The organism is Marivirga lumbricoides (assembly GCF_014636295.1).
In the GTDB taxonomy this organism is placed as follows: domain Bacteria; phylum Bacteroidota; class Bacteroidia; order Cytophagales; family Cyclobacteriaceae; genus Marivirga; species Marivirga lumbricoides.
On record NZ_BMEC01000004.1, the window covers coordinates 57,275 to 81,032 of the forward strand.

Sequence of the window (23,758 nt, forward strand, 5' to 3'; positions counted from 1 at the left end):
AAATGGTAGAGGTTTTAGGATTGCTTGTAGCGAGTAAAGGACACAGCCAGAAGAAAAACTAATAAACAGTACCGCCTGAAAGTGGAATTAACGAATGTCACCAAATTTCAATTCTCCACTCTTTCTAATATTTCCTATATTGTCATTTATAGTAAATATCTTTAAAATTGCTGCTACTTATAATCAATACTAATATATAGTCCTTCAATAAAATATTCTGAACCTACGCTAATATGAAAGTAAACTTATTAATTCTTCTATTGCTGATCACGCTTAACTACAATACATTTGGTCAGAATGTTAAAGCTAAAATTGATTACAAAACAGAAACAGCGGTTCCCTATTATAGTGAAAAGATGATGCAAGGAGATGATTACATGCAGAAGATGTGTGTTTTCGACTTCTATTACCCCACTAGCGTAAAAAATTATCCGACTATTGTCTGGTTCCACGGTGGTGGATTAACAAGTGGTGAACGTTTTATTCCTGAATATCTAAAAAATAAAGGCTTTGCTGTTTTAGGAGTTGGCTACCGACTTTCTCCGAATGTTGAAGCTGTTGAATGCATTAAAGACGCTGCAGCGGCCACTGCCTGGGCATTCCAGAATATTGATAATTATGGAGGTGATAAGGATTTAATTTTTGTTTCCGGTATGTCAGCAGGGGGATATCTGGCCTACATGATTGGGCTGGATAAGCAATATTTAACAGTACATGGAATTGATGCCAATAAAATTGCAGGGCTAATACCTTTTTCAGGACATGCCATCACTCATTTTACGGTTCGGCAGGAGAGAGGAATACCAGGAGAACAACCCATTATTGACGAAATGGCTCCGCTTTATCATGTCAGGCCTGATGCGCCCCCTCTACTAATTATCACTGGCGACAGAGAGCTGGAGATGCTGGGAAGGTACGAAGAGAATGCCTATATGATGAGAATGATGAAAGTAGCTGGGCATAAGAAGGTTAGAATTTATGAAATGGATGGAAATAATCATGGACAAATGATGTATCCCGCACTTCCGCTGTTAGAAAGAGAAGTTGAAACATTAACAAGGGAGATAAAGGGGGGGAAATAAGGTGAGGAACACAGGGGTTTATAAAGCTATAATAATTCCTGGTGGAATATTTTCTTCTCACATTTAACTTAATAAAATAAATCATCCGGGAGATTTCACTGTTATTAAGAGATCTCCCGAATGAATTTAGAGGATATGCTACTTATCTAAGGCTTCCTTTACAGCGTAGGACAATGATTTTGTCGGACGACCGATCAATTTCGATAAGGTATTATCTTCTGAGTGAAGATCCCCTTTGGAAGCACTTACATCCCAGCTGGCTATAGCATCTGCAATTCCTTCAGGTAATCCCATGCCTTTCAAAGCTTTGCTATATTCTTCCTCTGGCAAATTTTGGTAAGGAATATCTTTATTGCTTTGCTTAGAAATTTCTGCCGCCAACTCACTTAGCGTATAAGCTTCATCCCCAGCCAGTTCGTAAATCTTTCCTTCATGCCCATCAGTTGTGAGTACTACTGCAATAGCCTCAGCAAAGTCAGCCCGCACAGCGGATGATATTTTACCATCTTCCGCACTGCCAATAAAGGTACCCGCACTAAGCGCTCCTGAAATAGATCCGGTGTAATTTTCTGTATACCATCCATTTCTCAGGATCGTAAAGGGTATTCCTGAGGCTTTTAATAATTTCTCAGTAGCCAGGTGCTCAGCTGCAAGGCTGATAGTAGAGGAGTCTGCTTTTAAAATACTTGTATAAATAAGCCATTTCACTCCTGCCTCCTTTGCCGCTTTAATCACATTTTCATGCTGTCTGGCTCTTTGCCCAATTTCATTGCCAGAAATGAGGAGGAGGCTGTCTATTCCTTTCAAAGATTCAGCTAAACCTTCAGGCTTATCATAATCAAAAGCTTTTGCATCTACCTCTTTTATTTTCTCGGGTGAGCGAACAAGTGCCACTAAATTTGCAGCATCAGTTCTGCTTTTCAATTGCTCTAAAGCTAAAGTTCCTAGTTGTCCGGTTGCTCCGGTGATTCCAATTTTCATAATATTTGTGTTTTATTGTAATAAAGTTTGTTACATTAATAATTAAAAAAAGTCAGTGAAATTCAGCTACAAAATTTTCCAGCGTTCTGGTCCTCAGTTCATGAAGAACCAATTGATCCAGGTCGGAAAATAAGTTACCAAGATGAACATTAATGTCCTTACCTATGGGGCAGTTAGGATTTGGCAGTAAATTCTTTTTGCCAAGCACTTCTGTGTTTTTTACGGCAAGGTATACCTCGTCCAGCGTAATGGATTTGCTGCTTTTCTGTAAATAATAGCCTCCCACTTTTCCTTTTCTACTTTGCACTAAGCCTGCCTTTATAAGCACGCCCAGTTCCTTCCGAACAACTACCGGGTTTACGTTGATGCTACCCGCTATCCATTCAGAACCAAGCCATTCCCCCTCGCTATCTGCCAGGAGGGTTAATATATGTAGCGCTGTTGCAAACCTTGTGTTATTCATAATTCGTGTAAATCTAATACTTAATACTAACTGTAACAAAAAATGTTACAATTAAATTTAGTTTTTTTATTTTATCATGCATATCTCAGTGTTGAATATTAGCTAGAGAATATTAATTAGAAAAAATGCGATGTGAAATATTGAACTACATTGTCTTTGGATGATTGAGTTGCAATTAAATAAGGAAAAAATTAGCTTAGAGGTTGAAATTTAAGTATTTACGGTTTGCTGTGAGTTTCTCGCAAATGGACTATAATAAGTATAATTGATAAAACCAGATATCTTAGTTGACACATGGAGAACCAACTAAAGCCTTTTTGGAATAAGTACTTCAAATTTGATTGGAAATTGGGTGTTTTTCTATTAGCACTCATCTGTATACCCAGATTCTTTCTCGTTTTAAAAGCCAATCAAACCGGAAGTTATGGAGCCATTGGTGCCATTATGGTAGTATCTGCCCTGGTTCCTTTCCTCTTTTTAAGCAGGTTTGGGAGAAATAAAATCGGGATAAAGAAGACCAACAAAATAGGGGCCTTAATTTTAGCATTGGTTGCCGGAGTGGCCTTTAGCCTGATACTATACCTCATTGGCACAGAACTCTATGACACGTCTTATCAAAACTGGTATGTTTATATTGCTAAATCATACAATATACCAGAGGTAATATCTGCAGATGACAAACTAATATTATTTATCTCCATGGCAGGAACGGGAATGATTTTCAGCCCTGTTGGGGAAGAGTTCTTCTTCAGAGGCATTGTGCATGGTAGCTTTGCCAGGTCAATTGGTGAGAAAAGAGCCTCATTTGTAGACAGCTCAGCTTTTGCCCTCACACATATTGCCCACTTTGGGATTGTGTTTATTGATGGCGGCTGGAGCTTTTACCTCATTCCTACATTCATTTGGGTGCTGGGTATGTTTCTGGTCAGCCTACTGTTTTTTAAAACCAAGCAATTGACCAACTCCTTGTGGGGAGCTGTGCTTTGCCATGCCGGATTTAATTTGGGAATGATTTATTGCATATTTTACTTACTTTGAGTCTAGGAATTGACAAGATGTTTGAATAGAGTATGAAAATACATTTTCCGAAAAGATGAGAGCCGGAAGAAGGGGTATAAAAGCCTATACAGACAGCGGTTTTAAGTTGACCTTTTCACAGCAAAAACACCCCTATTATCCCCTATAGATAGTAGGAAAGAAATTACTTTATCACTGTTTCCATGTAGCAGAGTTTTAATTACTAGGCAAAATCTCAGATCATAGTAGCTCCCCCCTTGAGGGGGGAAGGGGGGGATCTAATTAGAATTCCAGCCGTAAACTAGCCAGCTTGACTTCTATTTGGAAGAACTTATTTTGATAGGGGTGCACCGAAACCTCAATTCTATAAGAGTTGAGGTTTTTTTCATTTAACAAAAAAACATTTTACCATTCCCACCCACTATTGGACTTCCCCGGGCCGAGGGAAGCCCTGAAATTGTGGAGGGAAGGGGTAAAAGTGCCGAGGGAAGCCTAAATGATGCCGAGGGAAGCATGCAAAGTCTCGAGGGAAACATCATAAAGCCGTGGGAACGAATAATATTTGGTTACGAGCTACGGCAGGTCAATTGCACTTGCAATGACTATTCGATCACCGTGGTCTGTGTCTCATAGACTACCAGCTTATCATTGTGCTTTTAGTTCTGTGTGCCACAGACCTTGGTTTAAATCATGGTTAGTCTCCCTAAACAAACTTCTCCCTCAAAAAAAGTATCAATTGCTATTATTCTCGTATTATTGCGGTCTGTTTTTGTAAAATATAATCTTTAAAAATATGAGACTCATTCCCAGGCTACTCTTCATTTTATCAGTCCTTAACATAGGCTGCCAAAGTAAAAGTAATCAAGAAGTAATCGTCAATTATACCAACCCGGAAATTGAGTATTGGGGTAGAATAGATTCTACTGATGAAGGCACCAACCTCTACTGGTCAGGTACCTCCATAGAAATGAATTTTGAAGGGGAATCCATTCACGCACTGCTACAAGACGAAACCGGAGATAATTATTACAATATAATCATTGACAATAATGAGCCAGTGCTTCTAAGGCCGGATACTACGCAACAGTACTATCAATTAGCTTCACAACTGCCCGAAGGGGCCCACTCAGTCAGGATTTTTAAGCGTACGGAGTGGGACAGAGGCAAAACGGTTTTTGCCGGGTTTAAGATAGAGGGGAATGCCAGCGTATTACCAAAACCGGCACCCAAAGAAAGAAAAATAGAGTTTTACGGAAATTCCATTACAGCAGGTTACGCAGTGGAGGATACTTCTGGAAGCGACAGGCCGGACAGTACTTTTACTAACAATTACTTAAGCTACTCAGCCATTACAGCCCGCCACTTTGATGCGGAATATCAGGTGATTTGTAAAAGCGGCATCGGAATCACCATTAGCTGGTTCCCTTTAATTATGCCTGAAATTTATGACAGACTGGACCCAAATGACTCTACCAGTCAATGGAATTTTTCCAGGTTTACACCTGATGTGGTGGTGATCAACCTGATGCAGAACGATTCATGGCTTGTTAATTTACCGGAAAGGCCGGAATTTAAAAGTAATTTCGGAGACACAGCACCGAGTGATGAGTACATTATTGATGCGTATCAGCAATTTGTGGCAGATATAAGAGGCCACTATCCTGAAGCCGATATCATCTGTGCATTGGGTAATATGGATGCCACTCAGGAAGGATCAAAATGGCCGGGCTATGTCAGTAAGGCCGTAGCTAATTTAAATGATCAGCATATTTATATCCATTTCTTTCCTTTTAAAGAAACTCCAGGGCATCCCTCCATTGCAGAACAGGAAGCAATGGCCAGCAGTCTTATTCAGTTCATTGATGAAAATATCAATTGGTAAATGGAAAGTTAATCACATAGTGTACCGCCATTGCGAACGCAGTGTGGCAATCTTAGCATTAGAATGACCTAATGTTATAAGGAACATACGTTTAGTTTTGGAAAGATTGCTTCGTTCCTCGCAGTGATGTTCTAATTGAATTTTCTATGCGGAAAATCCCCCTGCCCCCTTTTTAAGAAAGGGGGAGCGATCTAGTGAGAATTTACATTATTCTTTTAGGTATATCAAATTTTTCGTTCATTGCGAAGGAAGCATGACTGAAGCAATCTTGTTGATTGAAAGAGATTGCTTTGTTGCGGCAGCAATGACTATTCGATCACCGCGGTCTGTGGCTCACAGACTACCAGTTTATCGTTATGCTTTAAGTTCTGTGTGCCACAGACCTTGGTTTAACAGACTTAATTGAAAGTTAATCACATAGTGTATCGTTCATTGCGAACGCAGTGTGGCAATCTTAGCATTAGAATGACCTAATGTTATAAGGAACATATGTTTGGTTTTGGAAAGATTGCTTCGTTCCTCTCAAATGACGTTCTAATTGAATTTTCTATGCGGAGAATCCCCCTGCCCCCTTTTTAAGGAAGGAGGAGAGATCCAGTGAGAATTTACACTGTTCTTTTAGACATCAAAGGCCCCTAAACAAACTTCTCCCTAAACTGTAAATTGAACATCCCATAGAGCAGGCAAAGGGCACTGGCCACCATCAGGTACAGTCGGTTTTTGAAAATAATGGTCTGCCAGATGAACTCACTCATGTCACGAGGTTCTGAAAAAGGGTTGAGGAAGACATTATAAACATTGTATTGCAGGGGTTCTGCAAAAACAAAGAAGATAAAGGATACAATTACAATGACAATGGCAGTGCCATTCCCATTTTTAATCAATGTAGAAAGCATAAAGGCCAGCGAAGACAGAAACCCGATAGGGAAGAGGACTTGCCCCACCATAGGCAGTAGGCTAAATCGATACAAAGTCATATTGGCAATGCTACCCAGTACCAATAAAATGACGCCTGCCACGCCTATGGCCAACACAAAGCGCACCAGCCACACTTTATAACGGTAATTGGGAATGCCAAAAATGGTTTCCAGCATTTTGGAATCATCATCATTCTGAATGCCATAGGCCATAGGGTAGAAGATCAGCAGCAAGCCTGGGAACACCAGGAAGCCGTAAACTACTGCCTCATTAAATTCCGGGTCCTCAAAAATGGTGATCATAATGATGAAACCAAAGAACAGAAATGCCGCCAGCACAAAGTAGACGAATTTGTTCGCGAATATTACCTTTACGTTGTAGGTGATGAGTCTGTAGAGGAGTAGTAAGTAGCTTTTCATGTTTAATTGGTCTTGTGTTTTCTATATGTAAAATCCCCCTGCCCCCTTTTTAAGAAAGGGGGAGAGATTCAGTGATAATTTACGCTGTTCTTTTAGATATATCGAATTTTTCATCATTACGAGGGAAGTATGACCGCGGCAATCTTGTTGATTGAAAGAGATTACTTTGTTGCACTCGCAATGACTATTCAATCACCGTGGTCTGTGGCTCACAGACTACAAGCTTATACATTGTACTTTAAGGTCTGTGAGCCACAGACCTTGGTTTTGTTTCTATCTGAGAATCCCCCTTACCCCCTTTTTAAGAAAGGGGGGGGAGATCGCGTTTCAATTTTTATTTATTTAAGTTCGTGTTTTTCTATACTTTCAAAGTTTTAATACTTGTCTTTACTATTCCCTTCTTTTAAAAGAGAGAAGGGCTTGCCAGCCGTTGGCTGGTTGAGTTCTAAAGCTAAAGGTTCTTATTATTCTTCACTCCGGTAGCTTTCTTAGCTCACTCCAATTAATTCAGTCCATCCTTTTTCAATGTATTATAAATTTTTTAATTAAACGTAAATGTTTCGTCATTGCGAAGGAAGCATGACTGAAGCAATCTTGTTGATTGGAAGAGATTGCTTCGTTGCACTCACAATGACTATTCGATCACCGTGGTCTGTGGCTCACAGACTACCAGCTTATACATTGTACTTTAAGGTCTGTGAGCCACAGACCTTGGTTTTGTTTCTATCTAAGAATCCCCCTTACCCCCTTTTTAAGAAAGGGGGAGAGATCGCGTTTCAATTTTTATTTATTTAAGTTCGTGTTTCTCTATATTTTCAAAGTTTTGAATTTCGTCCTTACCTTTCCCTTCTCTTCACAAAAGAGAAGGGTGGTGCCCACTAGCGGGTGACGGGATGAGTTCAAATCCCCCTTTGGAGGACTATAGGGGGCTTCTACTCTTCATCAGCCACAAATACGCATCCTCCAGGTTGGCACGCACATGCACGGCATCAGCGCGCGGTTGCTTATCTGCTAAACATTTCACCCTAATTTGCTCTCCTTCCCGCATATGGTGCACAATCAGGTAATTCTCCTTTTCCACCTCAAACTGTTCAGGTGAGAGATGAAATTCCCAAACCTTATCATCAGCCAATTCCGCCATGGTAGTCGGGCTGCCGATGTATTCAATATTACCGGAAATCAGCACCGCCAGGTTATTACAGCTGCTGGCTATATCTTCAATAATATGGGTAGAAAATACCACAATCCGCTCACGACTGAGCTCCACCAGCAGGTTCCTGAAGCGGATTCGCTCCAATGGATCCAATCCGGCTGTAGGCTCATCTACCACCAATATTTTTGGCAGGTGCAATAGGATTTGCGCAATACCGATCCGCTGTTTCATACCACCTGAGAACGAACCGATTTTCTTATGCTGATGCTCATCCATATGCACCGCTTTTAGTACGTATTGCACTCGCTCTTCCCGTACATCCTTTTGGCTGATTTTGCGCAAAATTGCCTGGTAGTCTAAAAACTCATAAGGCGTCATGTTTTCATAGGTACCAAAAGCCTGCGGCAGGTAGCCAATCAGTCCCTGCAGTTCTTCCCTGCTGAGGGTGGTATCATGACCATTGATCCAGATTTTGCCGTAGCTTTGGTCCATAATGCCACATAAAATCCGCATAAGCGTAGTTTTTCCGGCACCATTAGGACCTAATAAACCAAACATTCCTTGCTCTATGGTTAAACTCACGCCTTTTAAAGCTTTAAATTGAGGTTTCTTCGGTTTTACAAAGGGAATAGATAGCATCAATTTATAGTATAGCCTACGGACTTTAGCAAAGCGGCCTTTAATTTCATCTATTACCACTTTATGGTTGGAAAGTTTTCGTGACATCCGCACAAGAAATAAGCCGATAAACCAAAGCATTATCAGGAATACACCCACACCTTTCGTATTGATATCACTGTAGAGGTAAACAGCACTTATTACAGGAAAGCCCCAATACAGAACAGCATGCAAGAAGCTCATCAGCCTTTTTCTTGTTGGTACCAGCTGTGCGGCATCATTAAAGATTGAAAGGAGCAGGGCATGCAGGGCAATCATAAAGAGCAATTGCCAGAAAGCTTTATCCAGAAAGAAATAGACAAAATATACCAGAAAAGTGATTAGAGCCCCTTGCCAGATCAGGTTTTGCAGCATGATTTTGCCTGACACAGGTTCCTCATTTCGCGCTTTAAATAAACGTTTATTGCCTTTCCACTCCCGCAGCCAGCGTTTGTCCCTACCATACACCTTGGTCAGGTTCTGGATTTCAATATGCATGGCTTCATCAGGGGCTACCATTTTGGCATTAGCCTGTCGCAATGAGGTCATGATAAAATAAGTGCCTCCGGGAATGAGGAGCACAGCGGTAAGGAACCAGATCACCTGCCATAGCATTCCTTCTATTGAAAGAAAGATAAGCATTGCTATGGCTACCATCAATATAATCTGCGCGAGCTTAATGCTTGTTTTAAGATTTCTGAACCAATCCAATACGCTTTCCAGTCCGGCACTCATGGTAGGTATGTAGATGAGTGTGAGAATGGTGGCAAAAGCCAGTCCGCCCATAACCGTTACCGCAAAAGGTTGCCCAATGCTGGTTACATACTCTGCATCTCCCAAAGCCAAAGGCAGCATGGCCACAAAGGTGGTAATGGAAGTAATGAGTATTGGCCGGATACGGGAAATCCCACTGATCATCAATGCCCTGTACTTATTATAGCCTTTTCTCCTGAGGATACGGGAATAATCGATCAGGATGATGCCGTTGTTAACCACTACACCGAGCAAAATGAGGAAGCCTATCAGCGTATTGGCGTTTAATAAGGAATTGCCAGTAAAAGTCAGCCCCAGGAAAGCACCAATGCCTGCCAGCGGAATGGAGAACATGATCACGATTGGGAGGTACAAGGACTCAAATACAGCAGCCAAAATCATGAAAATGATAACAATGGAGGCAAAAATAAAGAAGTATAACTCATCGTACAGGCCTTCATCATGGATAACATCTACCACCATGCCTGATGGCACATTGATTCCACTCACTATCTGGTCAATTTCCAGTCGGGAAGATTGCAGCAGCGATTCGGATTTTAGCACTTCATCAATAAAATTATAAGTGATTTCAATGCGTTTTTCCTGGTTTAAGCGGGTAATGGTGCTTTCCCCTGAAGAGTAAATTACTGAGCCAATATCAGATAGAGAGTGCGCCACTCCGGTGCTGCTGGTAATGGGCATTTCCCGCAGGTCTTTCATTTCTTTAGCGGCTCGCGTGGTTTGGTTTTGCGTTTGAATGGTGATCTCGAATTCCTCACCACCACTCACAAATTTGGAGCCTGAGGCAAAGGAGGGTTGAAAATCATTCAGGCCAATGGCTACATTTTGTTGCGTGATGTGATTCGCACTCATCCTTTTTTGGTCAAAACGAATATGGGCCTCCGGACGCTCCGGGCTAATATTCACATGGCTATTTTCGATAGATTGTAAACTGCTTACATAGCTGTTGATATCATTGGCTATCACCTGCATCAGTTCAAAATCCTGTCCTTTGATGACGATCCGTTCAGAAGCTGAACCAATGCCCAGCATGCGTTCAAAATCTGAGGAGGCAGAGCTTGCTGCACCACTTTGTCCTACACCTGTTTGCGGAGGCTTGTTGAGAGAAATCTCCAGGTCTTCAAAGTTTTTAGCAATGCCGGTGAGCTTGTTTTGTATGTCAGCAACTGAGATGGTATCCAGATCTTTAAAACCTTCCACCAGTGAAATACTTAAAACAGCATCGCCTTCGGAAACCTGGCTGATCACTTTGTCGACCACTGGAATTTCCATCACCTTTTCTTCAATTTTTTGCACCCGCAGGTCGGTAGAAGCCAGTGTGGCACCTTGTGGCATGGTAACAAACAAATTCATTTCTGTTTTTTCCACATCAGTGGGGCCTGACAAACTTACGAATAAGCTGAGCCCAATGGTGACAAAAAACAGCACCAGTCCTCCAATCACCGTCAGCAAAGGTTTCCTGAAGCAGGATTTCAAAATCACTACATATTGCTGAATCATGCGCTGCCGGATAGAAGCATTTTTGATCAGTGGTGCTTTTTCTTCGTCATCTTTATTAATGGCGGCATGTGCCAACATAGGGATTAACACCAGGGCTACCACTAAAGAAACCAAAAGCGTGGAAATGATGGAAATGCCTATATGTGTCCCTATCATGGTCACCAGGAAATTGGAGGAGAAAATAAAGGGAAGAAATACAGTTACTGTTGTTAAGGTAGCGGCTACTACTGAGCGTAGTACTTCTTTGGTGCCATCCACTACAGCTTCCTCTTTTGGTTTTTTATTCACTACATTCCGGTAGATGTTTTCCAGCACTACTACGCTGTTATCCAGCAACATGCCTATGGCAAGTGCCATGCCTATAAGTGTTAAGCTGTTAATGGAAATACCTGCTGCATAGAAGAAATTGAAAGCAGTATATACTGAAATAGGAATAGCCAGTGCAATGCTCAGAATAAACTTCATTCTACGCAGAAATACCCACAAAACAAAAATAGCCAGGAGTCCTCCGCTAACGGCCAGGTTCTTGATCTGATCTATATTGGTAGTCATCTGCTCCGCTGAATTTCTTTGAACCACCAACTCCACATCCAGTGCTTTCAGGTCTTTGTTAATGGCTTCTATTACTTCCAGTGTTTCCTCTGAGAGCGCAATCAGATTGGCTTGCGTATCCTTGGATAGCCTAATGGAAACAGCATCTTTTCCGTTGACGCGGCTGAGCGAGGTCTGCTCCTTTACTCCGAAAAACACATCAGCCACATCGCTCAAAAGCAATGGCCCTTTCTCAGACACCACCAGACTTTGGATGTTTTTGATGTCTTTTAATTCGGCAGTAACATTCACAAAAATCTGCTGTCCGTCCCTTTCTATTTGCCCTACAAAGGCACTTTTGTTGGAGTTTTGCGATAACACATTGCTAATAGTGTTAGGTGTAATGCCATTGGCCTCACAAATTGCATCATTCATGATGATTTCAACAGTTTTTTCACGTCCACCAAATACTTCCACGCCTCCGATTCCATCAATATCATTTAAGCGGTTGGTGATGTATTGGTCGGTTACATTCCTAACCCGATCCACGCCACCGCTGCCTAATACCTGCAAATCCATGAAGGCATTGGTAAACTGCTCGGTGTCTATTTTGACGATGTTGACCATAAAATCGGGTGTGAGATCAGACTTTATAGCACCTACTTTTTGCTCCAGTTTAAGGTAAGCGTACTTAATATTCACTCCCTTCCTGAAGGAAATAAAGATCATTCCCTGCCTGCTATCAGCATTGGAGGTAATTTCTTCAATGCCCTCCAAGGTGCTAATGGCACTTTCAAGCGGTACAATAGCCTCACGTTCCATGTATTTTGGATCCACTTCCGAGGTGGAGGCTACCTGTACAATTAATACAGGCAGTTCCACATTAGGGAAAAGCTCTACCGGCAATTTATTGTAGGAAATGTAGCCCATTACAGTGAAGCCAATAAATAGCATCGATACCAGGACTTTCCTTTTAATGATAGTATGTAATAGTCCTTGTTTACTCATGTGAGGGGGTCGTTTTTACGTGTTTATTTCCTCTGATTTTACTGATAAGGTTTTCAATACTTTCATAGAAGCACGGGATAATCACCAGTGTTAAAATCGTGGAAGTCACCAACCCGCCAATTACAGCTATGGCCATAGGAGCGCGTAATGCTGCACTTTCTCCAAAACCAAATGTCAGTGGCAGTAAAGCTAAAATAGTGGTTAGACTGGTCATAAGAATAGGCCTGAACCTGCGTTGTGCAGCATCCAAAATTGCTTCCCGCAATGCCATGCCAGCTAATTTATTCCTGTTGATGCTGTCAACCAGTATAATCGAGTTGTTCACAGCTATTCCCGCCAGCATGATGATACCGATTAAAGCCATCATGTTTAAAGGCATTCCCAGGATGAAAAAAGCCAGCAAAGCACCTACACATGCTAAAGGGATGGTTAAAAGGATGGTAAATGGATGTAAAAGCGATTCGAACTGCGAAGCTAACACCATGTAAACCAAAAGCACCGAGAGAATCAGTGAGAAAGTAAGGTTGTCCATCGACTCCCTTCGCTGTATTTCCTGACCTGCCACTTTAATCTTATATTGTGGAGGAACCGCAATTTTTGCAAAGGAGTCATCAATAGATTTCACTATTTGGTCATAAGGCTGATCAGGATTTACCCGTGCACCTATGGAAACCATGCGGGTCTGGTTTTTCCTGTAGATGGAGTTGGCAGCATATTGCACACTTACAGTGGCAATTTCGCTTAGAGGAAATTCCCCCTGGCTGCTTTTTATTCTCATATTTTCCAAACCTACCAATGAGATTTTAGGCACTTTGATCATGATATCCTGCATTTCTCCACCTCGCTCCAGCGTGCCTGCCTTTTTGCCTTCCAGCTGATCTTTAATTTGAGTGATCACATGATCAATAGATAAACTCATTAAACCGGCCCTGTATTTATCAACGTCCACCTGAATTTGTGGAATCCCTTGCTCGAGATTGGAAACCGGTTCATAAATATTGTTGTTGCTGCTCATGATAAGCATTACTGAATCTGAAAGCATGCTTAGCGAGTTAAAGTCGGCACCACTTACTTCCACCATAAGTGGCATTTGTTCATCACCCACCACTGCATTCAATGCACTTTCATCATTCGAAAAACTGGCTTCTATACCTGGTATTCCATCAAAATAGGTGGAAAGGGAAGAGGTGACACTTGCAATATCCAGCTCCAAATCTTCCCTGAAGATAAGCTTTAGGTTCGCCTTATTTTCATCGTACACATTTTCATTTTCTATGCCTGACTGGTTTTTCTCAGGACCAACATGCGCATATACATGTTCCAGTTGACCTTCAAAAAGTAGCATCAACTGGCCTTCAATCTGCTCTACTGTAGAGGAGGTTCTGGAAAGTGGCGTGCCATTAGTCAGGCTGAGGTCTACAGAGATGGCTTTAGTGCCTGCTTGTGGCATGTATTCACTTCCTATGATGTCGATGAGTTGATATGAAGCTGCTACCAACAGGAATGAAACTACAATCAGAGCGATTCTGTAGCGAAGCATTTTATCAAGAAAGTTTCTGTAGGCTTTATATTTTAATGGTTTTTCTTTCTGTTTAACAGTGTCCTTGCGGAAGATTTTTGTAAAAAGCATGGGAATAACCAGAATGGCCACTGCCAGAGAGGAAATTAAGGAAAAGGCCACTGTCCAGGCCTGGTCTTTAAACAATTCTCCTGAAGGACCCTGAAGATAGACAATCGGCAGAAAAACAACTATTGTAGTAAGTGTGGAGGCTGTAATAGCACCACTTACCTCGCTGGTTCCCTGAATGGCGGCATCCATCACGCTCAGACCTTCTTCCCGCTTCCTGAAAATGGCTTCTACTACTACAATGGCATTATCCACCAGCATACCTGCACCTAATGCCAGCCCGCCAAGGGTCATCACATTTAATGTTAATCCATTGAAATACATTAGGTTGAAGGTGGCAATAATAGAAATGGGAATGGCGATACTGATAATGAGAGTGGAGCCCAATCTACGGAGAAACACAAACAAAATAATCACTGCAAAGAGGGCTCCGTAGAGGCCTGAATCCTTCACTTCATCAATAGCTCCATGTATAAACCTGCCCTGATTTTGAATGATGACAAATTCATAACCGGGAATAGATTTTTTCAAATCTTCCAGCACCTCTGTCAGTTCATTTACTGCACTTACTGTATTGTATTTGGTCTCTTTAAAGATGGACATGCCAAGGCTTCGTTGCTGGTTCACCCGAACAATGCTGTTAGCTTCTTTGTCCATTATTTTCAGGGTGGCTACCTCTCTTAAAAGCACAGGCACCTGATTGGCTGTTGTTGTTGGCTGAGGAGCTGCAGAAGTTTGAACGACTTCAGCGGCTCCCCCTGTGGGTGAAGGGTTTGCAGGGTTTGCTGTATTTTCCTGATTGGTGTAACCCACCACTAACTCTTCCAAATCTTCCGGATTTTCTATAATGCCGAGGCCTTTGATTACATATTTTCGGCCTAGTTCCTCAATAAAGCCACCGGAAACATTCCGGTTGTAATTTTGGATTTTAGCCACTAAATCATCTACCGTGAGGCCATAAGAGGCTAGCAAATTGGGGTCTGTTTCCAGAATTATTTCCTTTTCCTGCTCTCCTGAAAGGCGAACTTCTGCAATTCCCGGCAGTCGGATAATCTCATTTCTGAAATTATTTTCTGCCACCTGGCGTAGTGATTCCGTATCATTGGAATTAGGGTTATAAAGGCCTAATACCATGATAGGGGTGGCATTGGGATCGAATTGAGAAATCACAAATTCTTCTATTTCCTCATTCATATTAAAGCTGGAAAGGGATTTTTGAAGATCCAGAAAAGCTTCGTCCATATCTTTGCCCCAATCGTATTGAACAGTCACCCGGCCATAGCCCATTTGGCTGATGGAGCTTACTTCCATTGCACCATTCTGCCTGATGGCTACCGATTCTATAGACTCAATAAACTGCTTTTCAATTTCTGAAGGAGGTTTAATCCCGGCCTTTAGTTCCACGAACAAAGTGGGATTTTTTAAGTCAGGGAATAATTCTATGGGTAGTTTCCCAAACGAAATGGTACCTAATAAAATGACGGCCAGTACCATCATCAGGATGGAAATGGGGTAGGATACGGCCAGTGAGACTATCTTTTTCAAATTACATGGGTTTAACTAATGGGAACATTACTAATTTTATATCTGAGAAGTGTGTTATTGCAATACACTTACTTTGCTCTTATTTCTCAGCGTTTCAAAGCCACTCACAACTAACCTGTCATTGATTTTCAAGCCGCTCAGCACTTCAATTTCATCCATTGTTTCCAGACCTGTAGTGATGGCTTTCTCCGTGGCGATCCCGTTTTCTACTATAAATACCACTTTTGCATCCTGCCGTGAAATGACGGTTTCTTTAGGAATTACAATGGTGCTGTCGCGTTGCTCAGATAAAATGGCAGCTTTTATGAACATACCCGGGCGCAGCAGGCGTTTGTCATTATTGATTTGCAGTACGCTTTTAAAGGTGCGTGTATCCGCATCAATAATGGGGGAAATTTGACTTATTCTGCCTCTGATAGTGTCTTTTGCAATGTTGTAGTTAGTGATTTGAACCAGTTGATTCAATGTAACTTCTGCCAAATGCTTTTCCGGAAGCTTTACATCCATCAAGAGCTTTTCATACTCCATCACCTTGAATAGCTCCGATCCCTGCTCAATTTTAACGCCATCAGTGTGGTAAGGCAATTCTACTATTACGCCCTCAAAAGGAGCTCGTACCACCATTTTAGCCAATTGAATTTCTGCATTTTCGTAAGAGTACTTTGAATTCACATATTGAATGGAGGCATTTTTTAGTTCAGTTTCGGTAACGCCTCCTTTGTCATATAGCGATTTTTGCTTTCGTAGATTATTATCTGCTAACTCCAGGTTGAGCTTTTTCCCTTCTACTTGTTGACCATTAACGAACTCCTCATTCTCAATTCTAATCAAGATCTGATTTGCTTTAACTGCATCTCCCAGTGCAAAGGGTTGGCCCGTAGCCGGATTTTTTTGCAGACGATAAATACCTCCCAGCTCAGCTTTCATGGTGCCTTCTTTGGAAGAATACACTGTGCCGGTAGTTTCAATAAATCGGGAAATACTTTGCGGCTTAATGCTGACCACCGAAACCGGAATCTTTATTTCTGTCTGAATACTCGACTGTTCCTGATTACATGACCAGAGCACGGTGATGAGCAGGAGAGGAGAGATAAATTGTAGTAGCTTATTCATGTTGTTTAATTTAAGTAGTGAGTATCATTTATTAAGTATCAAGTAGTGAGTAGTGAGACATGAGATTGATTTTTTAAAGATTTACTATTACTAATTTTTAAGTCCATTTCTTCTCTATTCTCTAATATCTAGTATCTAGCATCTAGTATCTAGCATCTAGTATCTAGTATCTAACATCTAGCATCTAACATCTAGCATCTAGTATCTAGAATCAAGTATCTAATTTCTTATAAGGACCGGTTCATTCTTCTCAAAATCGTAGAGTGATTGAATTTTAAGGTTCAGTAATTCCATTCTATAATTAATGAGGGCATCAGCCAGGGCACTTTTCTTTTCGGAAAGCTGACTTTGGAACCTGTTCAGATCAATGCTTGTGAGGTCTCCGTTTTTGTAGCGTTCCAGGTTAATATCGTAGGTCAGTTGCGCATTTTTGATGTTTTGTTCTGCAATGCCAATCTGGTTTTCCAGGTTTTGTAGGTTTCTGTAAATTTTTCTGATATTGATGATGATATTATTTTCTTCCACCTGCAAATCCACTTTGTTAATTTCCAAATTGGCATTGGTAGCATCCATTCTGGCTTTATTTTCACCCCAGTCCCAAATAGGAATGCTGAAAGAGATGGCTATTCTGGGGTTTACGCTAGGTGTTTCGTACACTTCAGGAGCTCGCACATTGTCGCCAAAAACCCCTAATGATAAGCCGATAGCCCCTTTGAACTCATTTAAGGATTTCGTGCGGATCAATTCAAACTGAGACCTTTCAATATCAATGCTTCGCTGTCTCAGTTCCATTCGGTGCTCCAATCCGTGCTCTATGGCTTTTCTTAAATCCACCTTTCGGGTCAGAAAATCGATGTCTACTATCACACTTAACTCTTCTTCCAGGCTGAGCCCCAACAGAAGTTTAAAATCATCTGCTGCATTGCTCAACAGTACTTCATTGTTTTCTACTGTTGATTTTGAAGTGGCCAGATTCAGTTCTGCCTGGTACAACTCTTCTCGCGCCAAAAGGTCGGCTTCCACTTTATTTAATGTGATTTCATAACTGATCTTTTGGTTCTCATACTCATCTCTTGAGATTTCCAGGTTGTTTTGACGCTGGTAAAAATTATAGAATGATTGCGTTACATTTTGCTCCAGGCTTAGCAGCTGGATTCCGTTACTGATTTGAGCATTTTCCAGGTTGAGCTCCAGTTCCTTCAATTGAAGCTTAGTCCTGTTATAGGTGAAAATAGGCTGGTCCAACTGCAGGTATAAATTATTGCTGTAGGTTTTGGTACGGAGATCCTGAAATTCAGAGTAATTATCGCGGTAGCCAAAACGGTTAATCAGAGAGATAGTGCCATCAGTGGCTACGATTGGTTGGCTTACGGATAAATTAGCAAAGGAATTATAATCTTCAATGGTGTTCCAACGGGAAAACAGATCATTGAAATTACGGTTCCGGTTATAATCAAAAGGAGTAATATCCAGCGCAAACCGTGATTTTAATGCGGCTCTTTGTGCATCCAGACTCCTTTGGTTGCTGTAAAGGTTCAGCATCGATTTTTTGATGGTGGGGCTACTCTGCTGGGCAATTTCGATAGCTTCTTTCAGTGTTAGTGTGCGTTGTGCCATCAATTGCTGAGACAGGAGGCAACAGATCATGATCAGTTTGCCATAAACTGCAAGTCTTTTCATTTTATTTAATTGATTACTTTTCATAATTTTCATTGCTTAACCCATTTAATAGCATCTGCATAAACTGTTCTCAGCTCACATTCATCAGTGAGTGAAACACTGCCTCCCTTTTGATTGAAGTAATAGGAACCCAGAAAATTCCAGCCCGGCTCTGCGTTAGATATGTTATAGGTGATATTATCCTCTCCATCAGCGTGGTGAATAATGAAGTGGTAGTAATGCTGCTTGTTACTGCTGTTATTTCCTGTGAATTCATTTTGGTTTTTCCCCTGCATATAGGTGTAGAGGTCGTAAAAACCTTCTTCTTTTATGTCAGGAGTCCATGTAGCTATTTTTTCTCCGTTTCCTGAGCGGGTGAAGTGGGCAGACCTGATTACAGTGCCATAAAATTCTGATCCTGTGGTGGGCAGCCATTTTGAAAAGGGGCGGTCCCAGCTGCCGTAATATTTTTGATTGGTAGTTTTCCTGCTGTCAAGGTAAGCCTTTAAATAGGTAGGTTTTATTGGGCTGAAACTACTGAATGCGGAATCTTCATTATCCACTATAATTTCATAAATATTAGGTGCTTTCTCTGTTGTAATTATCCTTTCACCTTCAAATAATTCGCCTCCTTCACGCTTGCTTAAAGTGCCTACAGGTAAAGTAATTACTGAAGGGATGTTTCTGGAAATAATTGTATTAAAAGTGATGTTATCCGGCTTTTCATCCAAAACAAAACCTAGTAATTTGGTTTCTCCTTTTTTTATCACTGAAAGTTGTGCAGGAATCTCATTTTGTTCGGTCACATTCACTTTGTTACGGTAGTAATCCTCATCGTCTGCAGTGGCTCCAGAGGTAAATTTCACCTCAATTACGCCATCATTATTGCCGGAATTTCTGATTTCAGCCAATACCTGGTAGCGCTTTCTATCTCCATCTAATACTTCATATTTTTGAAGGCTAAGGATTTCAAATGCAGGTTGAGAAGTTTCAAAGTACACCTTCTTAATAATCGGATCAATATCCATCTGGAATTCAGTGATAATAGCCTTCCTTAGCGATTCGTAACTTGTTAATTGGTGTTGATGTTGATTTACCCAACTGTACAAAAAGTCTTTGAAATTATTTTCACCTATCAATTGGCCAATATATGTGAAGAGGTATTGACTTTTTAAGGACACTGATTTCTGAATTTTGTTAAATTTTGCTTCCGAGAGAATTTCATTAAGGGAAGACTCCCTCATTAGATTGTTACATTCCTCAGTAAAGGATATGCCATTTCTATTTCTGGAATAATCTGCTTTTGCTTGTTTTTCATTTTGTAAATAAGTAGCAATGCTACGATTCAGCAACGCCCATTCTTTGCTCACTATACCGCTGTTGTAGGCATAATAATTAGGGTAGATTGAATAATCTGGCTCATCTTGACGAAGGCCTTCAAAGGCATAATCTGCCCCGATTTGCTTAGTAAAAACCTTTTTAATCAAATCATTGAATACATTGGCTTGCTTTTGCTTTTCAGTTAAAACCTGATTCTGACGTTTGGCCTGGCTGTTCATATCCCGCAATTGCATTCTGAGGTCAAACTGACGGATATCGCTTCCTTTTTCAGGCCAATAAACTGTTTCCGGCTGCAGGTAGGCCTGGTGGCTTTCATAAATTTTATTGTAAGTAGCAAACTGAAGTGGCGTTTCAACAAATTGTAATCTCTTAAAAGGATAGGAGAGATTCTGAGCATCCTCATATTCATTGGCCAAATCAGTAATGAGATAGCTTAAAGTGTCAGAAAGCTGATCGAGCTGATTTACAAAGAAATCGCTGTTTCTATAATGGTAGAGGGAATATTTTACGCTGTCTACGGTGATTTCCTTTTTCACATAATCACCCACTGCAAGTGAAATTTGGGGTAAAGGATACTCTGGTTTAAACTGGTAAACATTTCCGTTGATGACAGGCTCTCCTTGCGAGATGGCCATTTGACCATTGGAAGTAGTCACTTTCAATTGAAATTCAGGAAATGATAGTCGGTCTTTAGTTACGGACTTTCTGTTATAGCCAATCTGTGTGTCAGGATACCATAGTACATCTTTCGTAAGCAAAGTATAATCTGCCTGTAAAAAGGAATACTTCTTTTGCATGGAAAACATAAAATAATCTCTTGCAGCTTCGTATCTTTTCTGATCTACCTCTAAATGGGCTGCTGATTGTAAAATATCACCATGGTACTTTATTAATACTTTTACCTCCTGATTTGGAGCAATGTTGAGCTCATCAAGTGATACTATATGGAAGTTTTTATGTGCTTTCTGAGTACTACCATTTAGTACAACTTCTTCTACCTTAAGCCCCGGGTTCAGGGTGAAGTAAATCCGGCTAAGTACTTCATCGGTATTATTTTTTACCAGCATTTCCGAAGAAGCATTTATTTCATCTTCTATTAGCTCAATCTCAATAGCACTGGAAAGGATAGTAATATTGGGAACTTCTGCCCACTGTCCATTTAGCGCAACCATATTCTGTCTTAGTTCAATCGGATTTTGCCGCATTTCATAAAGCCTGAGCATCATAAAGGAAGAAGCGACTAATATTGCCAAACCTAGCACTCCTGTTACCATTCTGGCACTGCGGTGGCTGGGAAGGCGATCAATGAAAAATGCTGTGATAAAGAGTAAGGCAATGCCTGTAATTAAGTAAAAAGATCTCTGCAACAAAGCGAATTCCAGATCAGCAAATCCTGAAATATCAGAGATGAACATGGGGAGTCTGAAGGCCATGAAATCAAGGATATTGGAGAACTCATCAAAATAGTAGATCAATTCTACACCAGCTACTCCCAGCAATAAAACGATGGAAATGGGCTGGTTTTTGATCAGCGTAACCAGTAAAAATGAAATTCCTGCCGTGAAAACAATGGTGGGAATGCTGGTGAGTAAAGGATAAATGATATACGCCCATGGCTGGAAAGTGGTATAAGGACTGGTGAGGTTGAAAGCCAGCGATAAGGCAACAAATACTAAGTTTAAAAGAAAGAAAAGCTTAAAGAGTGCCAATGCTTTGCCAAAAACATAGTCAAGGTTGGTAATAGGTCTTACAAAAAACACCTCATTGGTATCCACTTTTTTATCCTTTTTAATCAGACCTGTCGCCAAAAATATTACTGCAGCTACTTGTGGTATGCTGATAAGCGTAAGGCTTGCATAAGGCATCAACCAACTGTTAGAAAGAAAAGCCCATCTGGGTACATCTGCCTCAGAAAATACTGCGATATTGAAAATAGTGAGAAAACCAATGCCTGCAACAGCCAGAATTCTGAAAAACCAGTTTCTCCAAAGTACCTTTGATTCAAATCTGGAGATGGTCAATATGTTTTTGAGAGAAATCATACCAGTGAAACTCCTAGTTCATTTTCCATAAAATAGACATAAGCATGCTCCAGGTTAGGATTGGCATGGCTCGCCTTTGGGTGTGGTTGTTCAGTAGCGATTAACTGAACTTCCCATTTACCATCGGTGGGGATGGTAGAAACTACTGAATATTTTGTTTTTATGAGGTTGAATTCCTCATCATCCAAAAGTGCCTGCCATACATGCCCGCGCACCTGATCGATCATTCCTTCCGGAGATCCTTTAAAAGCTACTTCTCCTTTGTTGAGCATAGCCATATTATGGCAGGTACTGCTGATATCTCCCACAATATGGGTAGAAAGTATAATGGTTACGTCCTGCTGACTTAAGTCGGAAAGGATATTACGGAAACGAATTCGCTCTTCCGGATCCAGCCCTGTAGTCGGTTCATCAATTACCAGTAACTTAGGATCACCTATTAGGGCCTGGGCAATTCCCAGTCTTCTTTTCATTCCTCCGGAAAGTTTGTTGGCCATTCTTTCCCGTACATCTAACAAACCCACCTGATCCAGCAGTTTGTTAACTTTGATCGTGCGGTCCTTTTTCTTAAGGCTGGTTGCTAACTGTGCTGCATAATCCAGAAACTCCCAGGTTTTTAGCTTTGAGAAAAAAGTAAAATCCTGGGGAAGATAGCCCACCATTCTTCTAATCCTCTGCCTATGTTCGTTAATGTCCAGTCCATCCATTAAGATAGTACCTGAAGTAGCTTGTTGCACTGTAACAAGCACACGCATAAAGCTGGATTTGCCTGCACCATTGGGCCCTAACAGCCCAAACATGCCACTGCCAATCTGCAGATTTACATTGTTTATGGCTTTATGTCCATTTGGATATACCTTTGTGAGTCCTGTAATTTCTATGTTCATAGTATTCTCAATTGGGCGTAGTTTGGGTGTTGATCCAAATATTTAATTTGTATCTTTCTGGTTATAAGAAGTTTATCTCTTTGTTTTGTTACAGCCTAAATAGAATTTTATTTTTAATATAAATCCAGACGGCTGCTGTCATCTTTTTTCATTCGAATTTCCTGTGTGTCACCCAGGTGCAAATAAGATTTGTTTGAAATAGAACCTTCCAAAACCTTGATAGCTGCATCGCTTATTACTTTTGAACTATCAAGCTGCACATTCAGCAGGTCAAGCTTCATCCCTTCAATGTTAAGGCTTCCTTCATTTGAAGCTTTGATATTCAGCTGACTTATTTTGTTATTGCCAAGCATCCTTATCCATCCGGAGTTAAGCATAATAGCCAATGATTCCTGATTTAGTGAATCAATTCTCATACCCGGACTATTTACCGTCATGCCTTTGAAAAGATTTTTATCTACATAAAGAGTAATTTTGACTCTTTTATTTTCACTCAATTCAGGAGGTGTTATTGTAAGGGTATCACCAGATATACTGTAATTTATTTTTTGAATTAAGTCGCCAGATATACTTCGCACTTCCAGCCTTGCTTTACCCGATCCCATCACATCAATACGATGATTCATCTCAGGTAAAACAAGGTAAGAAAAGCTTTCTACATCTACAGTTTCTTTTATGCTGTTGGAATCATCGAACCTGTTCAGGTCGCCATTCAGCCTTATTTCAGTGAAAGCCGCTATCATATAGACCAATATCAGTCCGAAAAATCCTATAAGTACCTTATTGCTTAACTTCATGATGCTGAATTTATGTTGTCTAAATGCTTCTTAAGTTCGCTTGAGGTAATTCCTAACAAGTCTGCTTGTTTTAATACCTCGGGCAGCACTTTATTAAAGAAATCTTCTCTTTTGCTCTTGAGGATAATTTGCTGGGCATCAGGATTTACAAAATACCCAATACCACGTTGGTTTTCAATTATTTTCATGGTCTGTAATTCACTATAGGTTCTCATAATAGTATTTGGGTTTACACCCATTTCTGAAGCCAGCTCCCGCACTGAAGGTATTTTTTCCCCTGCAGGAAATTCACCGCTTACTACCTTGTCGGTAATAGTATCTGCTATCTGAAGAAAAATGCTTTTGCCATTTTGAAACTCCAT

General features: G+C 40.8%; 14 protein-coding genes. 3 read left to right on the plus strand and 11 right to left on the minus strand.

The features are described 5' to 3' along the window. The first annotated feature begins 233 nt into the window (after positions 1–233). The gene (locus IEV85_RS07245) at positions 234–1,082 is read left to right on the plus strand and encodes an alpha/beta hydrolase (protein WP_188461734.1); all 849 of its coding nucleotides are present in this window, start codon (positions 234–236) and stop codon (positions 1,080–1,082) included. A 138-nt stretch (positions 1,083–1,220) separates the two neighbouring features. On the opposite strand, the gene IEV85_RS07250 is transcribed toward IEV85_RS07245, so the two are convergent. Then, positions 1,221–2,063 (minus strand): SDR family oxidoreductase, encoded by an 843-nt coding sequence (locus tag IEV85_RS07250; RefSeq protein ID WP_188461736.1) that lies wholly within the window; start codon positions 2,061–2,063, stop codon positions 1,221–1,223. Between the two features lie 52 nt (positions 2,064–2,115). Then, on the minus strand, positions 2,116–2,526 hold the full coding sequence (locus IEV85_RS07255; RefSeq protein WP_188461738.1) for an Rrf2 family transcriptional regulator: 411 nt from the start codon (positions 2,524–2,526) through the stop codon (positions 2,116–2,118). Positions 2,527–2,820: 294 nt separating this feature from the next. Between IEV85_RS07255 and IEV85_RS07260 the strand changes: the two genes are divergently transcribed. Both IEV85_RS07260 and IEV85_RS07265 read left to right on the plus strand, forming a co-directional pair. Further along, positions 2,821–3,564, plus strand: a complete 744-nt coding sequence (locus IEV85_RS07260) for a CPBP family intramembrane glutamic endopeptidase (RefSeq protein WP_188461740.1) — start codon at positions 2,821–2,823, stop codon at positions 3,562–3,564. Between the two features lie 772 nt (positions 3,565–4,336). Then, positions 4,337–5,425: an SGNH/GDSL hydrolase family protein gene (locus tag IEV85_RS07265; RefSeq protein ID WP_188461742.1), complete on the plus strand. Its 1,089-nt coding sequence runs from the start codon at positions 4,337–4,339 to the stop codon at positions 5,423–5,425. Between the two features lie 635 nt (positions 5,426–6,060). On the opposite strand, the gene IEV85_RS07270 is transcribed toward IEV85_RS07265, so the two are convergent. From IEV85_RS07270 to IEV85_RS07310, 9 genes are all read right to left on the minus strand, one after another. After that, positions 6,061–6,762, minus strand: coding sequence for a hypothetical protein (locus IEV85_RS07270; RefSeq protein WP_188461744.1), 702 nt, complete (start codon positions 6,760–6,762; stop codon positions 6,061–6,063). Positions 6,763–7,681: 919 nt separating this feature from the next. After that, positions 7,682–12,385 carry an efflux RND transporter permease subunit gene (locus IEV85_RS07275; protein WP_188461747.1) on the minus strand — a complete coding sequence of 1,568 codons (4,704 nt, stop codon included), beginning with the start codon at positions 12,383–12,385 and terminating at the stop codon, positions 7,682–7,684. Beyond that, positions 12,378–15,557 (minus strand): efflux RND transporter permease subunit, encoded by a 3,180-nt coding sequence (locus tag IEV85_RS07280; protein WP_188461749.1) that lies wholly within the window; start codon positions 15,555–15,557, stop codon positions 12,378–12,380. The genes IEV85_RS07275 and IEV85_RS07280 overlap by 8 nt, the downstream gene beginning before the upstream one ends. Before the next feature lie 54 nt (positions 15,558–15,611). After that, complete coding sequence (locus tag IEV85_RS07285) at positions 15,612–16,670, minus strand: efflux RND transporter periplasmic adaptor subunit (RefSeq protein WP_188461751.1); 1,059 nt, start codon at positions 16,668–16,670, stop codon at positions 15,612–15,614. Positions 16,671–16,889: 219 nt separating this feature from the next. Then, entirely contained in the window at positions 16,890–18,383 is a 1,494-nt protein-coding gene (locus tag IEV85_RS07290; protein WP_188461753.1) for a TolC family protein, read from the minus strand. After that, positions 18,380–21,712 carry a golvesin C-terminal-like domain-containing protein gene (locus IEV85_RS07295; protein WP_188461755.1) on the minus strand — a complete coding sequence of 1,111 codons (3,333 nt, stop codon included), beginning with the start codon at positions 21,710–21,712 and terminating at the stop codon, positions 18,380–18,382. Before IEV85_RS07295 ends, IEV85_RS07290 begins: the two co-directional genes overlap by 4 nt. Further along, entirely contained in the window at positions 21,709–22,599 is an 891-nt protein-coding gene (locus IEV85_RS07300) for an ABC transporter ATP-binding protein (RefSeq protein WP_188461757.1), read from the minus strand. The genes IEV85_RS07295 and IEV85_RS07300 overlap by 4 nt, the downstream gene beginning before the upstream one ends. A gap of 113 nt (positions 22,600–22,712) precedes the next feature. Next, on the minus strand, positions 22,713–23,396 hold the full coding sequence (locus IEV85_RS07305; RefSeq protein ID WP_188461759.1) for a hypothetical protein: 684 nt from the start codon (positions 23,394–23,396) through the stop codon (positions 22,713–22,715). Further along, positions 23,393–23,758 (minus strand): GntR family transcriptional regulator, encoded by a 366-nt coding sequence (locus IEV85_RS07310; protein WP_188461761.1) that lies wholly within the window; start codon positions 23,756–23,758, stop codon positions 23,393–23,395. The genes IEV85_RS07305 and IEV85_RS07310 overlap by 4 nt, the downstream gene beginning before the upstream one ends.

What these genes read in the sequence shown, in the direction of transcription:
- IEV85_RS07245 (WP_188461734.1), top strand. Translation starts at nt 234, where the DNA reads ATGAAAGTAAACTTATTAATTCTTCTATTGCTGATCACGCTTAACTAC.
- IEV85_RS07270 (WP_188461744.1), bottom strand. Translation starts at nt 6,762, where the DNA reads ATGAAAAGCTACTTACTACTCCTCTACAGACTCATCACCTACAACGTA.
- IEV85_RS07285 (WP_188461751.1), bottom strand. Translation starts at nt 16,670, where the DNA reads ATGAATAAGCTACTACAATTTATCTCTCCTCTCCTGCTCATCACCGTG.
- IEV85_RS07255 (WP_188461738.1), bottom strand. Translation starts at nt 2,526, where the DNA reads ATGAATAACACAAGGTTTGCAACAGCGCTACATATATTAACCCTCCTG.
- IEV85_RS07300 (WP_188461757.1), bottom strand. Translation starts at nt 22,599, where the DNA reads ATGAACATAGAAATTACAGGACTCACAAAGGTATATCCAAATGGACAT.
- IEV85_RS07275 (WP_188461747.1), bottom strand. Translation starts at nt 12,385, where the DNA reads ATGAGTAAACAAGGACTATTACATACTATCATTAAAAGGAAAGTCCTG.
- IEV85_RS07310 (WP_188461761.1), bottom strand. Translation starts at nt 23,758, where the DNA reads ATGGAGTTTCAAAATGGCAAAAGCATTTTTCTTCAGATAGCAGATACT.
- IEV85_RS07250 (WP_188461736.1), bottom strand. Translation starts at nt 2,063, where the DNA reads ATGAAAATTGGAATCACCGGAGCAACCGGACAACTAGGAACTTTAGCT.
- IEV85_RS07260 (WP_188461740.1), top strand. Translation starts at nt 2,821, where the DNA reads ATGGAGAACCAACTAAAGCCTTTTTGGAATAAGTACTTCAAATTTGAT.
- IEV85_RS07265 (WP_188461742.1), top strand. Translation starts at nt 4,337, where the DNA reads ATGAGACTCATTCCCAGGCTACTCTTCATTTTATCAGTCCTTAACATA.
- IEV85_RS07295 (WP_188461755.1), bottom strand. Translation starts at nt 21,712, where the DNA reads ATGATTTCTCTCAAAAACATATTGACCATCTCCAGATTTGAATCAAAG.
- IEV85_RS07290 (WP_188461753.1), bottom strand. Translation starts at nt 18,383, where the DNA reads ATGAAAATTATGAAAAGTAATCAATTAAATAAAATGAAAAGACTTGCA.
- IEV85_RS07305 (WP_188461759.1), bottom strand. Translation starts at nt 23,396, where the DNA reads ATGAAGTTAAGCAATAAGGTACTTATAGGATTTTTCGGACTGATATTG.